The following is a 22106-nucleotide window of genomic DNA, read 5'->3' as shown; positions in this document are numbered from 1 at the left end:
TTAATGAACAAAGAAATTTTGGCGGTAGTAGAAGCTGTTTCTAATGAGAAAGCAGTTCCTCGTGAGCGTATTTTTGAAGCGCTTGAAATCGCGCTTGCAACGGCAACAAAAAAGAAAAGCGAACTAGAAATCGAAGTTCGTGTTGAGATTGACCGTAAAACGGGTGATTTCGAAACTTTCCGTCGTTGGGAAGCTGTTGAGGAAGTTGAATTCCCAACAAAAGAAATCTCTATTGAAGCTGCAAAGTACGATGATCCAGAGATCGAACTTGGCGGTTTCATCGAAGATGATATCGAATCAGTAACGTTTGACCGTATTACGACTCAAACAGCTAAGCAAGTTATCGTACAGAAAGTACGTGAAGCTGAACGTGCTCAAATCGTTGAACAGTTTATTGATAACGAAGGCGAGCTAGTCACTGGCGCAGTTAAGAAAGTTAACCGTGACACAGTGATTCTAGATCTAGGTAACAACGCTGAAGCGGTAATCCTTCGTGATGACCAACTTCCTCGTGAAAACTTCCGTCCAGGTGACCGTGTTCGTGGTCTTCTATACGCAGTTAAGCCAGAAGCTCGCGGCTTCCAGCTGTTTGTTACTCGTTCTAAGCCAGAAATGCTAGCTGAACTATTCCGTGTTGAAGTGCCTGAGATTGGTGAAGAGCTAATTGAACTTAAAGGTGCTGCACGTGACGCTGGTTCTCGTGCTAAAATCGCCGTTAAAACAAACGACAAACGTATTGACCCTGTTGGTGCGTGTGTTGGTATGCGTGGCGCACGTGTCCAAGCTGTATCTAACGACCTTGGCGGTGAGCGTATCGATATCGTGCTTTGGGATGATAACCCAGCGCAATTCGTTATCAATGCAATGGCTCCTGCTGATGTTGCTTCTATCATCGTTGATGAAGATACGCACTCAATGGACATCGCGGTTGAAGCTGACAACCTAGCACAAGCTATCGGTCGTAGCGGTCAAAACGTACGTCTAGCGTCTCAACTAACGGGTTGGGAACTGAACGTAATGACGGTTGCTGATCTAGAGAAGAAGCACCAAGAAGAAGCTGTTGCTTCTATTGAAAACTTCATGAAGCACCTAGATATCGAAGAAGACTTTGCTCAAATGCTTGTTGAAGAAGGCTTCTCTACGCTTGAAGAAGTAGCCTACGTTCCTGTGAACGAGCTTCTTGAAGTAGATGGTCTAGATGAAGGTATCGTTGAAGAGTTGCGTAACCGCGCGAAAGACGCACTGACAACTCTAGCGCTAGCGAAAGAAGAAATTTTCGATGGTGTTGAGCCAGCTGAAGACCTACTTGCACTTGAAGGTCTTGAGCGTGAAATGGCTTACAAGCTAGCAGCAAAAGGCGTTGCGACATTGGAAGACCTAGCTGACCAAGGCGTTGATGAACTAGAAGGCATCGAAGACCTAACTGCAGAGCGTGCAGGCGAGCTAATTATGGCTGCGCGTAACATCTGTTGGTTCGGCGACGAAGAATAATTCAGCAAGGAGAGAGAGCGGTATGACACAATTAACAGTTAAAGCACTGAGTGAAGAGATTGGTACGCCAGTTGACCGCTTAATTGAACAACTTGCTGATGCAGGCATGAAGAAAGCAGGGTCGGACCAAGTGACTGATTCAGAGAAGCAAACATTGCTAACGCACCTTAAAAAGGAGCACGGCGATACTTCTGGTGAAACAGAACCGACTCGTTTAACTCTTCAACGCAAGACCCGCAGCACGCTAAGTGTTGCCGCTGGAGGCGGTAAGAGTAAGGATGTTCAAGTTGAGGTACGTAAAAAGCGTACTTACGTGAAGCGCAGCACTATTGAAGATGAAGCGAAACGTGAAGCTGAGGAAGTAGCTAATCGTGAAGCGGAAGAGAAAGCACAACGCGATGCTCAAGAGCAAGCGAAACGTGATGCTGCAGAGAAAGCACAGCGCGAAGCCGAAGCAAAAGTAACACGTGAAGCGGATGCAAAACGTGAAGCTGAAGAGAAGGCTCAACGCGCACAAGCTGAAAAGGCTAAAAAAGACATGAATTCAAAAAATGCAGACGCTAACGCACAAGCGAAAAAAGAAGCGGATGAACTTAAAGCTCGTCAAGAGCTAGAAGCAACTCGTAAAGCAGAAGCTGAAGCAGCTAAGCTTGTTGAAGAAGCTCGTAAGTTAGCAGAAGAGAACCAAGAACGTTGGTCTGAAGAAGAGAAGAAGAAGAAAGAGCAAGAGAAATCTGCGGATTACCATGTGACTACTTCTACTTACGCTCGTGAGGCTGAAGATGCGGCAGATAAGAAAGATGAGAAAGCACCTCGTCGTCGTAAGAAGAAAGCAGCTCCTGCTAACCAACCTGCAAACAACCGTGGTGGTCGTAACCAACGTGGTCGTGGCGGTAAAGGTAAGCTTGCTAAACCAACTTCAATGCAGCAAGGCTTCGATAAGTCAGCGACTGTTGCTAAATCTGACGTTGCTATCGGCGAAACTATCGTTGTTTCTGAACTGGCGAGCAAAATGTCAGTTAAAGCAACTGAAGTTATCAAAGTAATGATGAAGATGGGCGCTATGGCGACTATCAACCAAGTGATCGACCAAGAAACAGCACAACTTGTTGCTGAAGAAATGGGTCACAAGGTAATCCTGCGTAAAGAAAACGAACTTGAAGAAGCAGTACTAGCTGACCGTGATAGCGATGCTATCGCTGAAGGTCGTGCTCCTGTTGTTACTATCATGGGTCACGTTGACCACGGTAAAACTTCAACACTTGATTACATTCGTAAAGCACACGTTGCTTCTGGCGAAGCTGGCGGTATCACGCAGCACATTGGTGCTTACCACGTAGATACTGACAACGGCATGATCACTTTCCTTGATACTCCTGGACACGCGGCGTTTACCGCTATGCGTGCTCGTGGTGCTCAAGCGACAGATATCGTTGTACTTGTAGTTGCAGCAGACGATGGCGTAATGCCACAAACAATCGAAGCAATCCAGCACGCGAAAGCGGCAGGCGTTCCTCTGATTGTTGCTGTGAACAAGATCGATAAAGAAGGTGCAAACCCAGACAACGTTAAGAATGAGCTAGCTCAATACGACGTTATCCCTGAAGAGTGGGGCGGTGAGAACATCTTCGTTCACATCTCTGCAAAACAGGGTACAAACATCGATGGTCTTCTAGAAGCAATCCTTCTTCAGTCTGAAGTTCTTGAGCTTACAGCGGTTAAAGAAGGCATGGCGTCTGGTGTTGTTGTTGAATCTCGTCTTGATAAAGGTCGCGGTCCAGTTGCAACAGTACTAGTACAGTCTGGTACTCTAAACAAAGGCGACATCGTTCTTTGTGGTCAAGAGTACGGCCGTGTTCGTGCAATGCGCGATGAGAACGGTAGAGACATCGAAACTGCAGGTCCATCTATCCCTGTAGAAATTCTAGGTCTTTCTGGCGTACCTGCGTCAGGTGACGAAGCGACTGTTGTACGTGATGAGCGTAAAGCACGTGAAGTTGCTAACTACCGTCAAGGTAAATTCCGTGATGTTAAACTAGCTCGCCAACAAAAAGCGAAACTAGAGAACATGTTCGCGAACATGACGGCGGGTGAAGTTGCTGAACTTAACGTTGTACTTAAAGCTGACGTTCAAGGTTCTGTAGAAGCGATTGCTGACTCTCTACTGAAACTATCAACTGACGAAGTTAAAGTGAACATCGTAGGTTCTGGTGTTGGTGGTATTACTGAAACTGATGCAACGCTTGCAGCAGCTTCTAACGCTATCATCCTTGGTTTCAACGTTCGTGCTGACGCAACTGCGCGTAACACGGTTCAGAACGAAAACCTAGATCTACGTTACTACTCAATCATCTACCAACTGATTGACGAAGTTAAACAGGCAATGGGCGGTATGCTTGCTCCTGAATTCCGTCAAGAGATCATTGGTCTTGCACAAGTTCGTGACGTATTTAAGTCGCCTAAACTTGGTGCAATCGCTGGTTGTATCGTTACTGAAGGTACGATTAAGCGTAGCAACCCAATCCGTGTACTTCGTGAAAACGTTGTTATCTACGAAGGTGAACTAGAGTCACTTCGTCGCTTTAAAGATGACGTTCAAGAAGTTAAGAACGGTTACGAATGTGGTGTCGGCGTTAAGAACTACAACGACGTTCGCGTTGGTGACCAGATCGAAGTATTCGAAATCGTTGAGGTTAAACGTACTCTAGACTAATCAGTCTGTACGACTCGACATATTGACTAAGGTTACTAACATTACTAATAAAGGTAATAAGTAATCGGTTGTTGAATACACCATGGGGGGCTGGTAATTACCAAGCCCCCCATCTTTCTAAGTGAGAAAAGAAAATGTCAAAAGAATTTAGCCGCACACAACGTGTGTCTCAGCAGCTTCAAAAAGAACTTGCTCTTATCCTCCAACGTGAAGTTCGTGACTCACGTATTGGTATGGTAACTATCTCAGATGTAGAAGTGTCTCGTGACCTTGCTTACGCAAAAGTGTTCGTTACTTTCCTATGTATCGGTGAGCAAACACCTGAATCATGTCTTGCTGCTCTTAAAGAACATGAAGTGCCAGTTCGTATGGCTCTTGGTAAGCGTATTCGTCACCGTCTAACACCTGAAGTGCGTTTTACTTACGACAACACACTAGTAGAAGGCATGCGTATGTCTAACTTAGTAAGTGAAGTTTTAAACGACGATAAGCGTAAGCAAGAAGAGTCTGGCCGCACTGACGAAACTCAGCCTAAGGGCGAAGAGTAATGGCTCGCCGTCGTAAAGGTCGCCCTATCAACGGGGTAATTCTGTTAGATAAGCCAACGGGCATTTCGTCTAATGATGCGCTGCAAAAAGTAAAACGTATTTACTTTGCAGAGAAGGCAGGGCACACCGGTGCTCTTGATCCTCTTGCGACTGGCATGCTGCCAATTTGTCTTGGTGAAGCAACGAAGTTTTCTCAGTTTCTATTAGATTCTGACAAGCGCTACGTAGTAATCGCTAAGCTTGGTGAGCGTACCAATACCTCTGACTCTGATGGTGAAGTGGTAGAGACACGAGATGTTAACGTGACTCAAGAGCAACTTGAACGCTGCATTGCAAGCTTCAAAGGGGAAACCGACCAGATTCCATCAATGTTCTCAGCATTGAAGTATCAAGGTAAGCCTTTGTATGAATACGCACGTGCAGGTATCGAGGTGCCTCGTGAATCTCGTAAGATCACTGTTTACTCTATTGAACTGCTTCGCTTTGAAGGTGATGAAGTTGAGATGGAAGTGCATTGTTCAAAAGGCACTTACATCCGCACAATTACCGACGATCTTGGTGAAATGCTAGGTTGTGGTGCCCACGTGACCATGCTTCGCCGTACTGGTGTCGCTAAGTATCCGTACGATCGTATGGTGACTTTGGAGCAGTTGAACGAGATCCTAGAGCAAGCGCAGGCGCAAGAAATTGCACCCAAAGAGCTGCTTGATCCACTATTAATGCCAATGGACACAGCCGTTGAAGACTTACCAGAAGTTAACTTAAACGCGGAACTGACTGATCTAGTTCAGCACGGTATGCCCGTTCAGGTTTCTGGTGCGCCAACTGAAGGTACGGTTCGCATGACAAGTGGTGAAGAGAAACTGTTTGTTGGTGTTGCTCAGATTGCTGAAGATGGCCGAGTTGCACCGAAGCGTTTGGTTGTTTTCAGAGATGAAGAGCCACAAGCATAACGCTGAAACCTAGTTAGGTATTGGCGCTTAGCCTGGAAAAGCGAATCAATAATATAGAAAGCGAGCCCTTAATTTTAATGGTTCGCTTTTTTCGTTTTTAATGGGTTCGATTGTTATTGCACCAACTGACAAACTTCCCTATAATCCTCGGCTCGCGTAGCGGCTGAATCAGAGATTGGCTGCTACAAATATAAACTTACTCTTATCAGGAGAGAATTATGTCTCTGAATGCAGAAACTAAAGCAGCAATCGTTGCAGAATACGCACAATCTGAAGGCGACACAGGTTCACCAGAAGTACAAGTAGCACTACTTACTGCTTCTATCAACCACCTACAAGGTCACTTCAAAGCGCACAAACACGATCACCACAGCCGTCGTGGTCTACTACGTATGGTTTCTAGCCGTCGTAAACTTCTTGATTACTTGAAAGGCAAAAACCTTGCTCGTTACCAAGACCTAATCAAGCGTCTAGGCCTACGTCGCTAATAGCGATGTCTGCAAAGACAGTTTGAAGAAAAGGAGCATTTATGCTCCTTTTTTTGTGCCTGTAAGAAAATGCTAGGCCGGATGCTCAGAATATCATCTGGCTTTTTCTGATAGGAAATATATCTCCTAATAAAAATAGTTTATACTACGCCCGCCTATAGCGTTTTCAGCGTTTGGCAATCAACCTCTCAAGAGATTACAGTCACAGATGTCGGCCAATAGGTCGCGACTATTCAAAGGCGGATTTGGTCTTAATTCGGCGTATGAACTCATACAAAGAGTCACCATCCTAAGTCCCTTTTCACTAGTCGCGATTGGTAATATCTTGAGTCATTATTCACTTAATCTAAAGTTTGACTTTAGAGCTAAGGATATACAATGTTTGAAAAACCAGTTGTAAAATCGTTCCAGTACGGTAACCACACCGTTACTCTAGAAACGGGCGTAATTGCACGTCAAGCTACCGCTGCTGTAATGGCGACTATGGATGATACATCAGTATTCGTTTCTGTTGTTGCTAAGAAAGAAGCTGTTGCAGGTCAAGACTTCTTCCCTCTAACAGTTAACTACCAAGAGCGTACATACGCTGCGGGTAAAATCCCTGGTGGCTTCTTCAAGCGTGAAGGTCGTCCATCTGAAGGCGAAACACTAACAGCTCGTCTGATTGACCGTCCAATTCGTCCACTTTTCCCAAGTGCGTTTAAAAACGAAGTTCAAGTTATCGCTACGGTTGTTTCTATCAACCCTGACGTAAACCCAGACATGATCACTATGATCGCAACGTCTGCTGCACTTGCTATCTCTGGTGCTCCATTCAATGGTCCTATCGGTGCTGCACGTGTTGGTCACATCGACGGCGAACTTGTTCTTAACCCATCAAATACTGAGCTTGAAAACTCTAAACTAGACCTAGTTGTGTCTGGTACAGAAGGCGCAGTACTTATGGTTGAATCTGAAGCAGATAACCTATCTGAAGAAGAAATGCTTTCAGCTGTTGTTTACGGTCACGACCAACAACAAGTTGTAATCAAAGCAATCAACGAGTTTGCTGCTGAAGTTGCAACTCCATCTTGGAACTGGGAAGCACCAGCAGTTAACACAGAGCTTAAAGCTCAAGTTGCTGAACTTGCTGAAACACGTCTATCTGACGCGTACCAGATCACTGAAAAAATGGCTCGTTACGAGCAAGTTGGCGCAATCAAGAACGACGTTGTTGAAGCTCTAATCGCACAAGACGAAAACCTAGATGAGCGCGAAATCCGCGGCATGCTTGGTTCTCTAGAGAAAAACGTAGTACGTAGCCGCATCATCGCTGGCAACCCACGTATCGATGGCCGTGAAAAAGACATGGTTCGTGCGCTAGACGTACGTACTGGTGTTCTTCCACGTACACACGGTTCTTCTCTATTCACTCGTGGTGAAACTCAAGCACTTGTTACTGCAACGCTTGGCACACAACGTGATGCTCAAATCATCGATAGCCTAATGGGTGAGAAGAAAGACAACTTCCTTCTACACTACAACTTCCCTCCATACTGTGTAGGTGAAACTGGTTTCGTTGGTTCTCCTAAGCGTCGTGAAATTGGTCACGGTAAGCTTGCTAAACGTGGTATCCAAGCAGTAATGCCTTCTGTTGAAGAATTCCCATACACAGTTCGTGTTGTATCGGAAATCACAGAATCTAACGGTTCTTCTTCAATGGCTTCTGTATGTGGTACATCTCTAGCGCTTATGGATGCTGGTGTTCCAATCAAAGCTTCTGTTGCGGGTATCGCAATGGGTCTTGTTAAAGAAGGCGACGATTTCGTTGTTCTTTCTGATATCCTTGGCGACGAAGATCACCTAGGTGACATGGACTTTAAAGTAGCAGGTACTAACGCTGGTATCACTGCACTTCAAATGGACATCAAGATCGAAGGTATCACTAAAGAGATCATGCAAATTGCACTTAACCAAGCGCAAGGTGCACGTAAGCACATCCTTTCTGTAATGGATGAAGCTATCTCTGGTGCTCGTGAAGATATCTCTGAATTCGCTCCACGTATCCACACAATGAAAATCAGCTCTGATAAGATCAAAGATGTTATCGGTAAAGGCGGCGCAGTTATCCGTGCTCTTTGTGAAGAAACTGGTACTACAATCGAAATCGAAGACGATGGCACAATCAAGATTGCTGCTACTGAAGGCGCAGCTGCTAAAGAAGCTATCCGTCGTATCGAAGAGATCACAGCTGAAGTTGAAGTTGGCCGCATTTACCAAGGTAAAGTTGCTCGTCTAGCTGACTTCGGTGCATTCGTTACTATCCTTCCAGGTAAAGATGGTCTAGTACACATCTCTCAAATCGCTGATAAGCGCGTTGAGAAAGTGTCTGACTACCTAACTGAAGGTCAAGAAGTACCAGTTAAGGTTCTTGAAATTGACCGTCAAGGCCGTGTACGTCTAAGCATGAAAGAAGCAGTTGAAACACCAGCTGAAGGCGAAGCACCTGCTGCTGAGTAATTCTTAGCCTATTAATGGGACTATCGCTTTTTAGTGATTTCTAACCCATTGGTAAAAAAGCATGTTATAAAGGGGAGCATATCGCTCCCCTTTTTTATTGCGGTCATAACAGGAGTAATTATTTGTGAAATGGTTTCAAACCGCGAGTATGTGTTTACTGCTTGTACTAACTGGTTGTGCGACAACATCAGATAACACCTCACGTTGGGTTTATCCACCAATGGCTGTGCCACTGCAACCAAGCGTTCAGCAAGAAGTTCAAATTGCACGTCTTAGTCAATTATTACAGCGCCCAGACTTGAACGATGAAGTTCGATCTAAGATGCTGTTTGAACGTGGTAACTACTACGACAGTGTTGGCCTGCGTGATTTAGCACGTCTTGATTTCAATCAGTCTCTTTCATTGAACCCCGCTCAACCTGATATCTTCAACCTTTTAGGTGTTTACTTTACGCAAGTAGGGGAGTTTGATGCCGCTTATGAATCTTTTGATTCTACGTTAGAGCTTGATCCTGCAAACTCTTACGCAGAAAGAAATCGCTCTATCGCACTCTACTACGGCGAACGTTATGATTTAGCCAATGAAGAGATGACGAAGCATTATACCGATGATCCAAGTGATCCATTCCGTGCGCTTTGGTTGTATATCATTCAGCACGAACTTACGCCAGAGCAAGCCAAGCTTGATTTGCAAAAACGTTACGAGAGCCGTGATGAGCAGTGGGGTTGGGTATTAGTCGCGATTATGCTTGATGACATTACTGAAGAGCAGGCATTCAAAGCGATTCTAACTGGGACTCGTGACAACACGTTACTTGCGCAGCGTCTAACTGAGACATATTTCTACCTTGCTAAGCGTTACCACATGAATGGGGACTACGCGAATGCGATCTCTCTGTACAAGTTGTCAGTGTCTTTCAATGTGTATGAATATGTAGAGCATCGTTACTCTTTCTTAGAGCTAAGCCGTATATTTACTACTCTTAAAGCCGAGCACTTAGCAAAAGTTAAGTTGGCTGAGGCCGAAGAAGCAGCTAACGCTAAGTAAGCGATACATTTTTATTCTGAAGAACCGCTGCCTGTCAGCGGTTTTTTTATGCTCCTTTTTTATACTCCTTTTTTATAAACAAGGGAGGGGGGAGGGCTCGTTTTTGATTGCTTTTTATTTAAACAACACTAAAATAGTTAGCCTTGCTAACTAAATGCTATTCTTGATTAGGTGAGTATGCTGAACCAGAATTTAGAAAAGATTGAGCGCTTCGCCTCTAAGATATGGCGAACTCAGGTAAATGAAGATCCTATTTGCCAATTGAGCTTTAACGAGTATGACTATTTGAAGGTCATTCAATCCTCTCCTGAACCGATCCGATTGACCGATCTTGCGATTGAGATGCAGGTGACCAAGCCTTCAGCAACCACTATGGTTCAAAGACTAGAGAGAAAAGGTCTTGTTGAGCGTAAAGCTTCGCTCGAAGATGCGAGGTCTAAGTTGGTCGTATTGACCAGCAAAGCTGAAGTCGGCTTAGAAGAAGAAAGTAAGATCTATCAGGTCATGGCAGAGGTACTGGAAAGTCGTTTATCTGAGCAAGAATCCCAACTGTTGAATCAACTGTTAGATAAAGCGTTGAAGTAATAAGTTTAAATATTTAGTTAGCCTTGTTAACTAATTTTTAGAGTCGTATCTCATTTTAGTGCGGCTCAATAGATGAAGAAAGTAGAGTAAGAAATGAGTAACTCAATTAGTCGTCAATTTTGGCGATACACAATTCCTACCGTAGCGGCTATGTTGGTTAATGGCCTGTACCAAGTGGTGGATGGCATCTTCATTGGCCGCTATGTGGGGGCTGATGGACTTGCAGGTATCAATGTTGCGTGGCCTGTGATTGGTTCGATTCTCGGTATTGGTATGTTGGTGGGTGTAGGTACAGGTGCGCTTGTCTCGATCCGCCAAGGTGAAAAAGATACTCAAGGCGCTAAACAGATCTTAGCAACGGGCTTAACCTTGTTGTTAGCGATAACGCCTATTGTCTCTGCATTGCTGTTTTTGTTTGCTGATAACTTCTTGCTTTGGCAGGGCGCTGAAGGGCGAGTTTATGAACTTGGCCTGCAGTACTTACACATTCTGATTGGTGCGAGTGTGTTCACGTTAGGTTCGATTGCGATGCCGTTTTTACTGCGTAACGATGACAGCCCGAACTTAGCCACCATACTGATGATTGTCGGTGCGGTGATCAATATAGCTCTGGATTATCTGTTTATTGCTCAGTTTGGCTGGGAGTTGAAGGGGGCTGCACTGGCAACCGCGATTGCTCAGTGTGTGGTAACGGCTCTCGGCTTGGCTTATTTCTTCTCATGTCGAGCGAACTTACGTTTGCGTTGGAATGAGTTGAGACTGAAGCTAGATGTGATTCCACAAATTTTCGCCATTGGAACATCAAGCTTCTTTATGTACGCTTACGGTTCGATGATGGTTGCGCTGCACAATGCGCTGTTCTCTCAATATGGCGATCAATTGATGATTGGTGCTTACGCGATTTTGGGCTACATAGTGACGGTCTATTATCTCACGGCTGAAGGTATCGCCAACGGCATGCAACCATTGGTGAGTTATAACCATGGTGCGCGTAATCAGGCGAATATCCGTAAGTTACTGAAGATTGCGATACTGAGTTCAGTATTGATTGGTGTAGCGTTTGTGTTGCTTCTAAACGCATTCCCACGTGAGTTTGTATCAGTTTTCAATTCAGACGAACCACAGCTAGTAGAGTACACAGTGTTGGGTATTCGACTACACATGTTTGCATTGGCGCTTGATGGTTTCTTAGTGGTAGCGGGTGCTTACTATCAAGCGGTGAGCAAGGGCAGTAAGGCGATGTTTGTCATGCTAGGCAATATGCTTATCCAGTTACCTTTCTTGTACATTATGCCTAAGTTGTACGGTGTGCCGGGGATCTGGGTTGCGTACCCACTGTCTAATATTGCGCTAAGCGTAGTAGTGATGGTGATGCTCTACAAAGATGTAAAGAAGCTCGATGTCTCACCGATGGAAACCGCAACGGCATAGGTCGTATTTCTTAAGTAGAATTAAAAAGGTCTAGCGAATGCTAGACCTTTTGTCTCTGTGGCTGATGGGTTTAACTCTAGAAACTAGATGTTTTTAACGTCTAAACCCGCAAGCTGATGCCAGTAGCCATTGCACTGGCGGCTTTCAATCTTCATTGGTTTTTGACCTTGCTCATTGGCTCTGAAGTTATTGATTTCAGAGAAAGTGTCGATACCCAATGGACTCAGGCGAACGACATCGACCAAGTCATGCATGCTCGGCAGATCATTGACTAGGTTGTAGCAGTAACCTGATTGCGTCTGGATACCATTAAGGTTAAATACTGATTGACCTTCTTGGCTTTCTACTTGTAGCCCTGTTGGATACTTGATACAGCAGGTTTCACAATCGTCTTTAGCTTTGTTTTCCGCGCGGGCGGTAAAGCAGCGTGCCGAGTAAGCAAGCGGTAGGTAGCCGTGGCTAAATACTTCTACTTCGAACTTATTACGAATATTAAGCTCTTCGCACTGTGTCATTACGTTGCTTAGCCACTCGCGAGAAAGCTCAACGGGCATACACCAACGCGTCATACCTTGTTTCAAGAACAGGTTCAGAGTGCGTGCATTGTAGGTGTTCACCGCAGGGCCAACAACAAAAGGCACCTTACTTTCACTTGCCAGTTGAATTGCAGACACATCATTGGCTTCGATAGCAAAGTCACCATTATCGATGTACTTCTTCATGATGTTGACTTCGCTTGGTGCTTCGAGCAATGCCATGGTTGAAAGTACCACTTGCTTACCTGAATCAGACAGCTCTTTGGCAATATCCATCCAGTGTTTTGCTTTCATCTCACGACGCTTTGAACACACGGCTTCACCGAGATAGATGATATCAGCAGAGCTTGATTGCGCTTGCTCATAGAAGCTTTCAACATCTTGTTTTGGCCAAAAATAAAGTAGAGGGCCTAATGCGTATTTCATTGAGTTCTCCATTTGGCTCTATTGCCATTTACGGTGATAAGCGCCAAGCGTGGTTTGTGTACCTTCAGATACATTCGCCAACGTCGCATTCCAAGCTTGTTCTACTTGGTATTGTTCAGGGTTTGCTAAGTAGCGATCAATAGCAGCGCGCCACGTACGAGTAACTTGCTCTACATAAGCAGGGCTACGCTGACGACCTTCAATCTTCACTGAAGCAACATTCGCAGCGAACAACTCAGGAAGCATTGATAGTGTGTTAAGGCTAGTCGGCTCTTCAAGTGCGTGGTAACGCTTACGCTCACCATCGATCTCAGCTTCAAAGCGACCTTTACACAGCGTTGGGTAGCCAGCGTTCTCACCCGCTTCATACTTATCTATCAGGATCTCATTCAAGCGAGATTCTAGGCCAGTTTCAGTCTCTTGCCAGCGAACGTATTTCGCAGGGGAGCAAGCGCCAACCGTGTTTGGAGATTCACCAGTCATGTATGAAGAGAGGTAGCAACGACCTTCTGCCATGATACACAAGCTACCGAAAGCGAATACTTCAAGGTCAACGTCAGAAGTGATATTACGAGAAAGCTGTTTGACCTGATGAATCGACAATACGCGCGGCAGTACGACTCGCTTAACATTGAAATTTTTATGATAGAAGTCGATAGCGGCTGCATTGGTCGCAGATGCTTGGACTGATAAGTGCAGCTCTAGTTCTGGGTATTTGTTTGCAGCGTACTCGAGCACCGCAATGTCAGCGATGATCAGTGCATCAACGCCTAGTGCGGCGGCGTTATCTACAGCATTAGTCCAGCGTTCGAAGCCGTTTGGGTGAGCAAAAGTATTTAAGGCAACGTGAATTTTCTTGTTTCGGTCATGTACATACTGCACAGCACGATCGAGCTTTTTACCCGCAAAGTTAAGGCCTGCGAAGTGTCGAGCATTCGTATCGTCTTTGAATCCGATATAGACAGCATCCGCACCGCAATCAATAGCGGTTTTCAAAGCAGGTAAGTTACCCGCAGGGCATAAGAGTTCCATTTGCTCACTACCAATAGAATAAAATTGAAGCGAGTATTTTATGAAGAATTATGAATGACAGAATTGATGTAAGGCAGGTTTAGATGGATAAATCTGCTTTTACCCCATTTGAGGTACTGACGAATGGCGAATTTACGCTTTAGCTTGGTGCTGGAAGGCGTGTTTACTAATTCTTGTGACGACGGTTTTGGGCGAATAATTCTTCAACCTCTTGTTTCGGTTGAGGGCGATAGAAGTGGAAGCCTTGAATTGAACTGCAGTTGAGATTAGACAAAAGGGTTGCTTGCTCACTGGTTTCGACACCCTCTGCAACCACGGTTAAATCGAGAGATTTCCCAAGGTTGATGATGTTTTCAATCACGGTAATTTGCTTTGGTAAGGTATCGATATCGGCGATAAAGGCCCGGTCAATTTTAAGCTCATCAATTGGAAAGCGAGCAAGGTAAGATAGAGAAGAGTAACCCGTACCAAAGTCATCAATGGATAACGCAAAGCCAAGTCTCTTAATCGCGTTCAGCATTTGAAGCGTGTGCTCACTATCACTCATTACGGCACTTTCTGTAAGCTCAAAGGTAATCGCACTAGGGTCTAGCTCGGTAGAACGCAGCAACTTCTCCATGAAATCAATCAATTTTGGATTACCAAACTGCTCTGGTGAAAGGTTGATCGCGACGCGACCAGGTAAAATACCTTGCATCTTCCACCGTTTCACCGTGGCAAATACTTCGCGCATTACCACTCGACCAAGTTGTTCAATAAGGCCTGCTCGTTCCGCTACTGGAATAAATGCAGCAGGACTAATATAACCTTCTACAGGGTGCTTCCAACGTACCAGAGCTTCTGCTCCGTTAATGGTGAAGTCACGCGCATTTACTTTTGGTTGGTACCAAACCTCAAGCCCGTTCTGTTGCAGTGCTTTTTGCAGTTCTATCTCAAGCCACAATCGCATTCGCGCTTCTTTGTTCATCTGTTCGTTGAACTTAATCAGGCGGTTGCGCCCACGATCCTTAGCTTCATACATTGCGGTGTCAGCATTTTGCAGCAAGATACGCGCGTCGCTGCCATCGTGAGGAAAACTGACACTACCAATTGAGCAGGCCAAGCGCTTGCTAAAATGGTGGAGATCGAAGGGTTGATTGATCAGTGATATGATCTTCTCAGAGAGTATTTCAGGCGTTCTCGGGTGTTCAGGCTCAGGTAGAATAATACCGAATTCATCACCGCCTAAATGGCCAATAACAGCTTGACGAGGCAGTTGTCGTTTTAAGCGAGATGCGACCTCTTTAATCACTTTATCGCCGATATGATGGCCAAGTGAGTCATTGATATTTTTGAAGTTATCGATGTCTAAGTAGAGCATTACAACAGGGGTGTTGTTGTGAATGAACTGCTCAAGGCTCTTGGTAAACCCAAGTCGGTTGTAGAGCTTAGTCAGTGTGTCGATGTAGGCATCTTCACTGTTAGCGGGTGAGTATTGCTTTGTCGTTTCTTGTGCGTCTTGAATCAGTACGAGCTGGGTACTGCTCCCAAGAATGACTGTCGAGTCGATATTTAATTGAACCTTACGTTCAAAGCCACATCGAGCACCCGTTAAACAAACCAAACCAGACTCAGAAATAATGGAACTGAGGTTATTATTAAAGACTGTTTTGGTTTGTTCATCGATAAATAATCGGCCTAACTCTTCGCCAATTAATTCTGTAGTTGAGTTGAAACCAAGTAAGCGCGCAGCAGCAGGGTTCGAAGACAGAATGTAGTCGTTTTCAACTAACAGTAACCCGTCTGGGAGCAGGTGAGATAGCTTGTGGAATTTCGCCTCAGACTCTTCTAAAGAACGGACAAGTACTTGGTTTTCTGATGTATCAAAGGCGTGAAAAATGATGTATTCAGTCTTGTTGCCATTGGTAAGCGGAGATAAGCTGAAATGAAGGCTAGTGTCTAGCGCGGTTTCGTTTAAGGTGATTTCCGCCTCAATCGTTTCGCCATTGAATGCGCGCTCATAGTAAGGTTTAAGGTGTTGATAGAATTGCTCACCTAAAGTTTGGCGGTCATTCATACCTACAAGTTCTGTTTTACTTAAACCAGCAATATCACAGTAACGCTCATTCACCATAAAATAGTTATGCTGAGCATCAAGTACTGCAAAAAAGAATGGGCTGTTTGCAGTAAGCTGTGTAAACCAATGTTGTAGTTGCTGGGGAGGCATCAAAGTACTACCAATTCTCCAAGAGCTTAAATATTCACTACGGTTAAATGTTGATTGCTTTTTGTTCAGCTATCGATATTTACTTGTGAGCGCAGCTATTCGCTGTAACTTTTCATGACCGAGTTACTATAACTGCGATTATCAATATATTAAAGGTCGAGTTTCAAACTGAATTAATTTGATACATAACAGTAACTGAGGTCTCAACATCATTTATGATGCATTCTATATTATTGACAACGTTACGGATAAGTCACGTGATAAACAAGATACGCACTCAACTAGTTCAAAATGCCGCATCAATTTTGCGATCTCCAGTCCAGTTATTACCAAAATCAGTACAAAAAAAAGCCTTATTGGAGGGGCTTAAGAACGTATTCAAGGAAGCGTTAGAAGACGGTGATTTTGAATTCTTAGAAAATAAATGGCTTAAAGTATCAATAAAGGATATGGGGTTAAGTTGGTGTATTAGCTACAAAAATGAGCAACTAGTTGTAGCTGATAAAGAGGTGGCTGAACATGTAAGCTTTAGTGGCAATCTAAATGATCTCGTGTTGATTGCGGGGAGAAAAGAAGACCCAGATACGCTTTTTTTCCAACGTCGATTGTCTATTGAGGGCGATACCGAGCTAGGCTTGGAAGTGAAAAATTTGATGGATAGCGTCGATTTAGACCTATTGCCGCCGCCTATGAAAACTTTGTTAAATCAATTAGCTGATTTTGTGCAGAAGGGAGTACAATCCCCAGATACACAAAGTGAGGTAATGAATGCTTATTCGAACTGAAGCACCGGCAGATATACTTGTCATTGATCGTCTATTGAAATCTGTTTTTGAAACGGATGCAGAAGCTAATTTGGTTATGAGCTTACGTGAGAATAGTCATTTAACCTTGTCGCTGGTGGCTTGTTCAGATGACGGCGAGGTGGTTGGTCACCTGATGTTCAGCCCTCTGACGCTTGCTGGCGAAGATCACAACTGGCAGGGGCTTGCGCCTCTCGCGGTAAAAGCAGAGTACAGAAACCAAGGCATCGCAAAATCGCTGGTTGAAGACGCATTTTCTACTCTGGTTGACTTCGGTTACCCAGCCTGTGTTGTGCTCGGTGATCCTGCCTATTACGGCCGCTTTGGTTTCAAGGCTGCGAGTGAGTTTGGTTTGAGTTGTGCTTGGGATGTGCCAGAGGGAGCCTTCCAAGTTATCGAATTGGTTGAAGGTGCGCTTGCTGGGCATTCTGGTGAGATTGCCTACAGCCCAGAGTTTAACGACTTATAAGCCTGTTTTCCACGCAATATGATGCAAACTGATTTAGTCTAAAATAAAGGAGCTTGATGCTCCTTTATTTTTTGTTAGTATCAGCCCCAATGAGCACCTTTAAGTTCGCTCGAAGAATATTAATACCAACAAACCAAAGGTTACGACCGCTAGATATGTCACAAACACACGCGCAATATCTACAAGAGATGGGCATTAGCCAATGGGAGTTAAGTCACCCAGAGCGTTTGGCTGGTTATGAATCTGAATTGACTCTGTTATCGAATAATTGCAAGTTACTGTTGGTTTCACCAGAAAAACCTCAGGATGATCTCGCCGTGATGTTTGAGCGAGTACTCAAAAGTATCAAGCTCGACTTATCTCAGGCGTTGTATATTCAACCTCAGCATCTATCTTCTGTGGATTTAGGGGCGGTTGAGTGGGTATGGTTTGCTGGTTGTGAATCTGCTCATGAACTGAAGGTTAAAACACTTCAATCTCCATTACTGTCTGACATTAATGGTAATAACCAACATCGCCGCGACCTATGGCAACAAATTTGTGCTTATGACTAATCAATTATTACCGACTTCACAACAACACCTCGACGCTATTTGGCAGATTGAGCAGGCCGCACATTCTCATCCATGGTCTGAAACCATGATCCGAGATCTTGAGAGTCGAGGCGCTTGTCATCGGGTTCTTGAAGTTGATGGGCAAGTGGTCGGGTACTTCTTTGCGCAAAACATCGTTGGCGAAGTCACGTTGCTTAATATCGCGGTAGACCCAAGCCAGCAAGGTAAAGGTTATGGTAAAGCATTAACTGAACATTTCCTTGATATATGCGAACAAGCTGAAGCGGAAAGCGCTTGGCTAGAGGTTCGCGAAAGTAATGTGAATGCGTTTAATCTTTACGAAAAAGTGGGCTTTAATGAAGTCGATCGTCGTCGTAACTATTACCCAACTAAGCAAGGCAACGAAGATGCGATCATTATGAGCTATCTTTTTATGTCTTTTAGCTAAGCAGAGAATACGCGAAAAATAGGGTGTAAACTGACCCTTTAGAAAGTGACAAGCTTTCTGTATAATCCGCACACAGAATTCAAGGGCAAGTATTATCTACTTGCCCTTTTTACGCTTTAGATCAGCAAAGGGCGACTATGTCTTTCCAACAAGAAGTGAGCAAACGTAGAACGTTTGCGATTATCTCTCACCCGGATGCGGGTAAAACCACGATTACTGAAAAAGTTCTTTTATTTGGAAACGCGATTCAAAAAGCGGGTACCGTAAAAGGCCGTGGCTCTAACCAGCACGCTAAATCTGACTGGATGGAGATGGAAAAAGAACGTGGTATCTCGGTAACTACGTCGGTAATGCAATTCCCATACAATGATTGCCTAGTAAACCTACTCGATACTCCAGGACACGAAGATTTCTCGGAAGATACGTACCGTACGCTAACAGCGGTTGACTCTTGTTTGATGGTTATCGATGCTGCGAAAGGTGTCGAGGATCGTACTCGTAAACTAATGGAAGTAACACGTCTACGTGATACGCCAATCGTAACGTTTATGAACAAACTTGACCGTGACGTTCGTGACCCAATGGAAGTGCTTGATGAAGTTGAGAGCGAGCTAGGTATGGCTTGTGCTCCTATCTCATGGCCAATTGGTTGTGGTAAAGAGTTTAAAGGTGTTTACCACATTCACCGTGATGAAACGATCTTGTACGAATCTGGCCATGGCCATGAGATCCAAGAAGTTCGCATCATCAAAGGTCTAGATAACCCAGAGCTAGATGAAGCGGTAGGCTCTGATCTTGCGGAAAGCGTACGTGAAGAGCTAGAGCTTGTTATCGGTGCTTGCCCTGAGTTTGACCACGAACTGTTCCTTGCTGGTGAACTAACGCCGGTTTACTTCGGTACCGCATTAGGTAACTTCGGTGTTGACCACATGCTTGATGGTCTAACGAAATGGGCACCTGCTCCTCAAACGCGTCAAGCGAACGAGCGTGATGTTGAAGCGACAGAAGAGAAGTTCTCTGGCTTCGTCTTTAAGATCCAAGCAAACATGGACCCTAAACACCGCGACCGTATCGCATTCATGCGTATCGTATCAGGAACTTACAACCAAGGTATGAAGATGAATCATGTTCGTACTGGCAAGAACGTAAGTATCTCTGATGCGGTAACCTTCATGGCGGGTGACCGTGCACGTGCTGAAAAAGCATACGCGGGTGATATTATCGGCTTGCATAACCACGGCACTATCCAGATTGGTGATACCTTCACTCAAGGTGAGAGCCTTAAGTTCGCTGGTATTCCTAACTTCGCGCCTGAGCTATTCCGTCGTATTCGCCTACGTGATCCACTGAAGCAGAAGCAGCTTCTAAAAGGCTTAGTTCAGCTTTCAGAAGAGGGTGCTGTGCAAGTATTCCGTCCTATGCAAAACAATGATTTGATCGTTGGTGCGGTTGGTGTACTTCAGTTCGACGTGGTTGTAGCGCGCTTGAAAGCGGAATATAACGTAGAAGCTATTTACGAAGGCGTTAACGTTGCAACAGCTCGCTGGGTTGAGTGTGATGACGCTAAGAAACTAGAAGAATTCAAACGTAAGAACCAATCTAACCTCGCGTTAGATGGCGGTGACAACCTGTCTTACATTGCACCGACTATGGTGAACTTGAACCTAGCTTCTGAACGTTTCCCTGAAGTTCAGTTCCGAGCGACGCGCGAGCACTAATAACAGCAGTTCTACATAACACTGTTGGATAATATTAAAGCCGAATTGCTTCTAGCATTCGGTTTTTTGTTACACTAAGAGTATACCGTTTTGATGGAGTCAGCGTGTTCGATCTTAATTTAGTAAAACCATTTCTCTCCGTATACCAACAAAAATCGATAACTAAAGCTGCTGAATCGTTAGAGTTAACCCAACCTGCGGTCAGTGCCGCAATCAAACGATTTGAAGCGGTCGTAGGCTATGCTTTGTTTGTGAGGGTAGGGCGATCAATAGAACCTACTTCAGTGGCTCATAAACTGGCTGGTCAATTGTCTGATGCTTTGGAGTTGATGGAAGGTGCTGTATCTAGAAAGCGTGATTTCATCGTTTATATGCCTGCTAACTTATTACATAACATGCCAATGCTTAATGGTGTTCAATTAGTTGAATCACCGGTCTCTGTTGAGTGTATTGTTGAAGATATCCGGCTAAATCGAGTCGATTTAGTGGTTGATTCCGGTTTACCGAAACAAGTGATTTTAGCTTCTGAGTTTGCAACAACAGACAGACTCTTATTGATGAGTGATCCGGAGGTAAGTAACTTTGGTGAGCAGATTTCCATGGATGAGTTTCTCGCAGCGCGGCACGTAACCTTGAAGCTACTTCGACAAGATACTCAAATAGTCGACTTTCTCTCCGAAAAGAGCTTCACTCGTGACGTAGCTATTGAAGTTAGAAATCCAACTAACTTGATCTTAGCAGTAAAAGGTACTGACTATATTGCTGCGGTTTCGGTAAGTATGGTTCATTTAGCTAAAACCATCGGTTTACAAATCCATGAACCTCCATTTTCAATGCGCCCTGTTGAATTTGAGCTTTTCTATCACAAGAAGTATCAAACCAATGGGCATCACCGAGAGTTGCGAGAGAAAATAAAACATCTATTGAACAATTAGAAGTCGAAGGCTAGGCCGAATTCAACGTAATTGTCCTCTTCAGGTCTGATGGTGTAAGTGACGGAGGGCTTTATATATTTTAGGTTTATGAATGTAGCGACTTCATAGTAGTGGGAGTTTTTTCTTGAACTCAATCTATCGATGTCACTATCTTTCCAGTACCACTCATCGTCTCTAATGCCTATTTCTTGATTGTACTTAACAAGAAAATCAGCATAGCGAATAGGGCTCCACAGAAAACCAGCGCTATAGTCTATAGAATCTGCAGCTATTTTTTCTACGCATACATTTGACTTACAAAACTCTTTATCAAAAGCGTAGTTGTAATTGATATCTCCGATTAAAGTCCAATCATCATGGATTAGCTTTGCTGCGAAAATACCTGTGGTAGTCTCATACTCACTGACTTTTACCGTATTTTCAGTGTAGTACGTATCGCCTTGCCAGAAAGAGTAGCCAACACCAGCTTGCCAGTATTCTTGAGTATCAACCTCTCCAAAAACACGCAATTTATCATTGATTTGATAGTTTATGTCAAGAGTTGCAACTGTTTTTTCGTTGTCTGGATTTTGAGATAAGCTGACGGAAAAAATATCCGTAAAACGCTCAATAGATTCAACAAGGGGGTCATTTGCAGACGAGTAAAAAGGAAAGGTGGAAGCAAGTATTAGTAGAAGGCGTTTCATATTTAAATTCCGAATCGCTTTCCTTAGCTAGTGAGTAAAAACACCCGATAATAGGAGTAACTATTATCGGGTGAGCTGGTTTAACCTAGGCTAGTTATTAGCCACGTAAACGCTGTTGAATCGCTGATTTCGCTTTCTGAAGCTTAGCTGGATCAATTGATTGGACTCTATCTTTTACGTTGTTTTTTACCGCGGGAGGAAGTGTCACATCACCTCGGTCATTTACGACAATGCCGTTCCCAAAAGTGACTGTTCCATTTACTCCATCTATGTAGCCTTCACCCACAATATTTCCATGACGATCTTTGATGTGAACGACACCACGGTCATCAGCTTCAGCTGTATAGTCAGTCGTTTGAGATTTACCATTTACCGTTACAACAATGTTGTCACCTTCTAAACCAGCAGAAATAGTTGGCTTCGCAGGGGCGTCGATTTCAGGTCTATCACCACCAAACTCAGGAGCATTGCCAATTGGCTTATCGATAATCGGACGAATGAGGTCTTTTGAAATTCGAATAGGCTCACCACCAATAG

General features: G+C 44.3%; 20 protein-coding genes. 15 read left to right on the top strand and 5 right to left on the bottom strand.

The features are described 5' to 3' along the window. The first annotated feature begins 3 nt into the window (after window positions 1–3). From nusA to AB4407_RS13950, 9 genes are all read left to right on the top strand, one after another. Window positions 4–1491 (top strand): transcription termination factor NusA, encoded by a 1488-nt coding sequence (gene nusA, locus AB4407_RS13990; RefSeq protein WP_372120998.1) that lies wholly within the window; start codon window positions 4–6, stop codon window positions 1489–1491. A 22-nt stretch (window positions 1492–1513) separates the two neighbouring features. Further along, on the top strand, window positions 1514–4204 hold the full coding sequence (infB, locus tag AB4407_RS13985) for a translation initiation factor IF-2 (RefSeq protein WP_372120997.1): 2691 nt from the start codon (window positions 1514–1516) through the stop codon (window positions 4202–4204). A gap of 134 nt (window positions 4205–4338) precedes the next feature. Continuing rightward, a complete protein-coding gene (gene rbfA / locus AB4407_RS13980; RefSeq protein ID WP_372120996.1) occupies window positions 4339–4752 on the top strand; it encodes a 30S ribosome-binding factor RbfA in 414 nt (137 codons plus the stop codon). Then, the gene (truB, locus tag AB4407_RS13975; protein ID WP_012604702.1) at window positions 4752–5705 is read left to right on the top strand and encodes a tRNA pseudouridine(55) synthase TruB; all 954 of its coding nucleotides are present in this window, start codon (window positions 4752–4754) and stop codon (window positions 5703–5705) included. The genes rbfA and truB overlap by 1 nt, the downstream gene beginning before the upstream one ends. 218 nt (window positions 5706–5923) lie before the next feature. After that, window positions 5924–6193 (top strand): 30S ribosomal protein S15, encoded by a 270-nt coding sequence (gene rpsO, locus AB4407_RS13970; protein WP_010436144.1) that lies wholly within the window; start codon window positions 5924–5926, stop codon window positions 6191–6193. Window positions 6194–6571: 378 nt separating this feature from the next. Then, complete coding sequence (gene pnp, locus AB4407_RS13965) at window positions 6572–8692, top strand: polyribonucleotide nucleotidyltransferase (protein ID WP_019819855.1); 2121 nt, start codon at window positions 6572–6574, stop codon at window positions 8690–8692. A gap of 124 nt (window positions 8693–8816) precedes the next feature. Continuing rightward, on the top strand, window positions 8817–9740 hold the full coding sequence (gene nlpI, locus AB4407_RS13960) for a lipoprotein NlpI (RefSeq protein ID WP_372120995.1): 924 nt from the start codon (window positions 8817–8819) through the stop codon (window positions 9738–9740). A gap of 177 nt (window positions 9741–9917) precedes the next feature. Further along, complete coding sequence (locus tag AB4407_RS13955; protein WP_372120994.1) at window positions 9918–10325, top strand: MarR family winged helix-turn-helix transcriptional regulator; 408 nt, start codon at window positions 9918–9920, stop codon at window positions 10323–10325. 93 nt (window positions 10326–10418) lie between these two features. Continuing rightward, entirely contained in the window at window positions 10419–11756 is a 1338-nt protein-coding gene (locus tag AB4407_RS13950) for an MATE family efflux transporter (protein ID WP_372120993.1), read from the top strand. A gap of 83 nt (window positions 11757–11839) precedes the next feature. Here the strand turns inward: AB4407_RS13950 and AB4407_RS13945 are convergent, their stop codons facing one another. The 3 genes from AB4407_RS13945 to AB4407_RS13935 form a co-directional block, all read right to left on the bottom strand. Beyond that, window positions 11840–12718, bottom strand: a complete 879-nt coding sequence (locus AB4407_RS13945) for a U32 family peptidase (protein WP_372120992.1) — start codon at window positions 12716–12718, stop codon at window positions 11840–11842. Window positions 12719–12736: 18 nt separating this feature from the next. Further along, the gene (locus tag AB4407_RS13940) at window positions 12737–13750 is read right to left on the bottom strand and encodes a peptidase U32 family protein (protein WP_102572198.1); all 1014 of its coding nucleotides are present in this window, start codon (window positions 13748–13750) and stop codon (window positions 12737–12739) included. 166 nt (window positions 13751–13916) lie between these two features. After that, window positions 13917–15956, bottom strand: a complete 2040-nt coding sequence (locus AB4407_RS13935; protein ID WP_372120991.1) for an EAL domain-containing protein — start codon at window positions 15954–15956, stop codon at window positions 13917–13919. A 257-nt stretch (window positions 15957–16213) separates the two neighbouring features. On the opposite strand from AB4407_RS13935, the gene AB4407_RS13930 reads away from it, so the two are divergent. The 6 genes from AB4407_RS13930 (at window position 16214) to AB4407_RS13905 (ending at window position 20883) form a co-directional block, all read left to right on the top strand. Next, window positions 16214–16741, top strand: coding sequence for an SCP2 domain-containing protein (locus AB4407_RS13930; RefSeq protein WP_372120990.1), 528 nt, complete (start codon window positions 16214–16216; stop codon window positions 16739–16741). Beyond that, window positions 16725–17228 carry a GNAT family N-acetyltransferase gene (locus tag AB4407_RS13925; RefSeq protein ID WP_372120989.1) on the top strand — a complete coding sequence of 168 codons (504 nt, stop codon included), beginning with the start codon at window positions 16725–16727 and terminating at the stop codon, window positions 17226–17228. The genes AB4407_RS13930 and AB4407_RS13925 overlap by 17 nt, the downstream gene beginning before the upstream one ends. 155 nt (window positions 17229–17383) lie before the next feature. After that, window positions 17384–17782 carry a DNA polymerase III subunit psi gene (locus tag AB4407_RS13920; protein WP_372120988.1) on the top strand — a complete coding sequence of 133 codons (399 nt, stop codon included), beginning with the start codon at window positions 17384–17386 and terminating at the stop codon, window positions 17780–17782. Next, the gene (gene rimI, locus AB4407_RS13915) at window positions 17775–18230 is read left to right on the top strand and encodes a ribosomal protein S18-alanine N-acetyltransferase (protein ID WP_372120987.1); all 456 of its coding nucleotides are present in this window, start codon (window positions 17775–17777) and stop codon (window positions 18228–18230) included. Before AB4407_RS13920 ends, rimI begins: the two co-directional genes overlap by 8 nt. 137 nt (window positions 18231–18367) lie before the next feature. Further along, entirely contained in the window at window positions 18368–19948 is a 1581-nt protein-coding gene (gene prfC, locus AB4407_RS13910) for a peptide chain release factor 3 (RefSeq protein ID WP_048658149.1), read from the top strand. A gap of 104 nt (window positions 19949–20052) precedes the next feature. Next, window positions 20053–20883, top strand: coding sequence for a LysR family transcriptional regulator (locus AB4407_RS13905; RefSeq protein ID WP_372120986.1), 831 nt, complete (start codon window positions 20053–20055; stop codon window positions 20881–20883). Here AB4407_RS13905 and AB4407_RS13900 read toward each other — a convergent pair. Continuing rightward, window positions 20880–21569 (bottom strand): hypothetical protein, encoded by a 690-nt coding sequence (locus tag AB4407_RS13900; RefSeq protein ID WP_372120984.1) that lies wholly within the window; start codon window positions 21567–21569, stop codon window positions 20880–20882. The two genes, AB4407_RS13905 and AB4407_RS13900, sit on opposite strands and share 4 nt — an antisense overlap. 97 nt (window positions 21570–21666) lie before the next feature. Next, a partial coding sequence (locus AB4407_RS13895; protein ID WP_372120983.1) for a hypothetical protein occupies window positions 21667–22106 on the bottom strand: 440 nt, incomplete at its 5' end.

Source organism: Vibrio sp. 10N.261.46.E11 (genome assembly GCF_041472735.1).
GTDB lineage: Bacteria > Pseudomonadota > Gammaproteobacteria > Enterobacterales > Vibrionaceae > Vibrio.
The sequence above is the reverse complement of the archived record's forward strand: the minus strand, read 5'-3'. Positions and strand labels throughout refer to the sequence as shown.